Source organism: Arthrobacter sp. ES3-54 (assembly GCF_029504395.1).
Taxonomy (GTDB): Bacteria; Actinomycetota; Actinomycetes; order Actinomycetales; family Micrococcaceae; genus Arthrobacter.
Window position 1 is genome coordinate 1 of sequence record NZ_JAQFIF010000031.1, and the last position, 3,412, is coordinate 3,412.

General features: G+C 55.2%; 1 rRNA gene. It reads left to right on the forward strand.

The annotated features are described in order from the left end of the window. Nucleotides 1–262: 262 nt before the first annotated feature. Nucleotides 263–3,408 (forward strand): 23S ribosomal RNA (locus M2428_RS22185). The last annotated feature ends 4 nt before the right edge of the window (nt 3,409–3,412 follow it).

Below are 3,412 nucleotides of genomic sequence, written 5' to 3' on the forward strand. Positions count from 1 at the left end.
TTGTGGGTTTGTTTGTTTCTGGTTTCCTGGCTGCACCGATCATGCATGTATCGGCTCCTTTTTGGGGGTTGTGTGTGTGGGGTGTGTGGTACGGGGTTGTTGTTTGAGAACTACATAGTGGACGCGAGCATCTTTTATAAGAAGCAATTTCCAAGAATATGAACCTGGATCTGTGCCGTTGCCCTGGTTGTGCCCTTTGGGTGTGGCTGGTGTGCGGTGTGGTTTTCATGGTTCTCTCGAAAATTACTCCTTGATCTTTTGTGGTCAAGTTTTTAAGAGCACACGGTGGATGCCTTGGCATTAGGAGCCGAAGAAGGACGTAGGAATCTGCGATAAGCCTGGGGGAGTCGATAACCGGACTGTGATCCCAGGGTGTCCGAATGGGGAAACCCCGCCAGGGGCGCGAGCTGCCTGGTGACCCGCATCTGAACACATAGGGTGCGTGGAGGGAACGCGGGGAAGTGAAACATCTCAGTACCCGCAGGAAGAGAAAACAATAGTGATTCCGTCAGTAGTGGCGAGCGAACGCGGATCAGGCTAAACCGTTCCATGTGTGATAGCCGGCGGGCGTTGCATGGTCGGGGTTGTGGGACTTCCCATTCTGTCTCTGCCGGGACAGTGGGGTGAGTAGTGCAGGCATAGGTGAACGGTCTTGAAAGGCCGGCCGTAGAGGGTGTGAGCCCCGTAACCGAAATGTTGTGCACCGCCTGGTGAAGTATCCCAAGTAGCACGGGGCCCGAGAAATCCCGTGCGAATCTGTCAGGACCACCTGATAAGCCTAAATACTCCCTAATGACCGATAGCGGACCAGTACCGTGAGGGAAAGGTGAAAAGTACCCCGGGAGGGGAGTGAAACAGTACCTGAAACCGTGTGCTTACAATCCGTCGGAGCCTCCGCGAGCGATCGTGTAGGGGTGACGGCGTGCCTTTTGAAGAATGAGCCTGCGAGTTAGTGTTACGTCGCGAGGTTAACCCGTGTGGGGAAGCCGTAGCGAAAGCGAGTCTGAATAGGGCGTTGCAGTGGCGTGATCTAGACCCGAAGCGAAGTGATCTACCCATGGCCAGGTTGAAGCGACGGTAAGACGTCGTGGAGGACCGAACCCACTTCAGTTGAAAATGGAGGGGATGAGCTGTGGGTAGGGGTGAAAGGCCAATCAAACTTCGTGATAGCTGGTTCTCCCCGAAATGCATTTAGGTGCAGCGTTGCGTGTTTCTTACCGGAGGTAGAGCTACTGGATGGCTAATGGGCCCTACAAGGTTACTGACGTCAGCCAAACTCCGAATGCCGGTAAGTGAGAGCGCAGCAGTGAGACTGTGGGGGATAAGCTTCATAGTCGAGAGGGAAACAGCCCAGACCACCAACTAAGGCCCCTAAGCGTGTGCTAAGTGGGAAAGGATGTGGAGTTGCGAAGACAACCAGGAGGTTGGCTTAGAAGCAGCCATCCTTAAAAGAGTGCGTAATAGCTCACTGGTCAAGTGATTCCGCGCCGACAATGTAGCGGGGCTCAAGTACACCGCCGAAGTTGTGGATTTCAGATATTAGCTAAGCCGCCCCTCGTGGGTTGGTTCAGGCGTCTGGAGTGGTAGGGGAGCGTCGTGTGGGCAGTGAAGTCGCGGTGGAAACCAGCGGTGGAGCCTACACGAGTGAGAATGCAGGCATGAGTAGCGAAAGACGGGTGAGAAACCCGTCCGCCGGATGATCAAGGGTTCCAGGGTCAAGCTAATCTGCCCTGGGTAAGTCGGGACCTAAGGCGAGGCCGACAGGCGTAGTCGATGGACAACGGGTTGATATTCCCGTACCGGCGAAAAACCGCCCATGCTGAACAGGGGACACTAACCGCCCGAGACCTGCCTGACCGTCCTTCGGGATGGAAGGGTTTTGGTGGAGCGCGGGACCTGATCCTGGGAGGCAAGCGTATTAACAGGTGTGACGCAGGAAGGTAGCCGAGCCGGGCGATGGTTGTCCCGGTCTAAGGATGTAGGGCGAACGGTAGGCAAATCCGCCGTTCATGATGCCTGAGATCTGACGGGACCCCCGTATGGGGGGATTCGGTGATCCTATGCTGCCGAGAAAAGCATCGACGCGAGGTTTTAGCCGCCCGTACCCCAAACCGACACAGGTGATCAGGTAGAGAATACTAAGGCGATCGAGAGAATTATGGTTAAGGAACTCGGCAAAATGCCCCCGTAACTTCGGGAGAAGGGGGGCCCCAACCTTGAACACCACTTGCTGGTGGGAGGGGATCGGGGCCGCAGAGACCAGGGGGAAGCGACTGTTTACTAAAAACACAGGTCCGTGCGAAGTCGCAAGACGATGTATACGGACTGACTCCTGCCCGGTGCTGGAAGGTTAAGAGGACCGGTTAGCCGCAAGGCGAAGCTGAGAATTTAAGCCCCAGTAAACGGCGGTGGTAACTATAACCATCCTAAGGTAGCGAAATTCCTTGTCGGGTAAGTTCCGACCTGCACGAATGGAGTAACGACTTCCCCGCTGTCTCAACCATAAACTCGGCGAAATTGCAGTACGAGTAAAGATGCTCGTTACGCGCAGCAGGACGGAAAGACCCCGAGACCTTTACTATAGTTTGGTATTGGTGTTCGGAGTGGCTTGTGTAGGATAGGTGGGAGACGTTGAAGCCCGGACGCCAGTTCGGGTGGAGTCATCGTTGAAATACCACTCTGGTCACTTTGGACATCTAACTTCGGCCCGTAATCCGGGTCAGGGACAGTGCCTGATGGGTAGTTTAACTGGGGCGGTTGCCTCCTAAAAAGTAACGGAGGCGCCCAAAGGTTCCCTCAGCCTGGTTGGCAATCAGGTGTCGAGTGTAAGTGCACAAGGGAGCTTGACTGTGAGAGAGACATCTCGAGCAGGGACGAAAGTCGGGACTAGTGATCCGGCGGTACATTGTGGAATGGCCGTCGCTCAACGGATAAAAGGTACCTCGGGGATAACAGGCTGATCTTGCCCAAGAGTCCATATCGACGGCATGGTTTGGCACCTCGATGTCGGCTCGTCGCATCCTGGGGCTGGAGTAGGTCCCAAGGGTTGGGCTGTTCGCCCATTAAAGCGGTACGCGAGCTGGGTTTAGAACGTCGTGAGACAGTTCGGTCCCTATCCGCTGCGCGCGCAGGAAATTTGAGAAGGGCTGTCCTTAGTACGAGAGGACCGGGACGGACGAACCTCTGGTGTGTCAGTTGTACTGCCAAGTGCACCGCTGATTAGCTACGTTCGGATGGGATAACCGCTGAAAGCATCTAAGCGGGAAGCTCGCTTCGAGATGAGATTTCCATACACCTTGCGTGTGAGAGGCCCCCAGCCAGACCACTGGGTTGATAGGCCGGATGTGGAAGCGAGGACTAACGACTCGTGAAGCTGACCGGTACTAATAGGCCGATAACTTACACCACACAC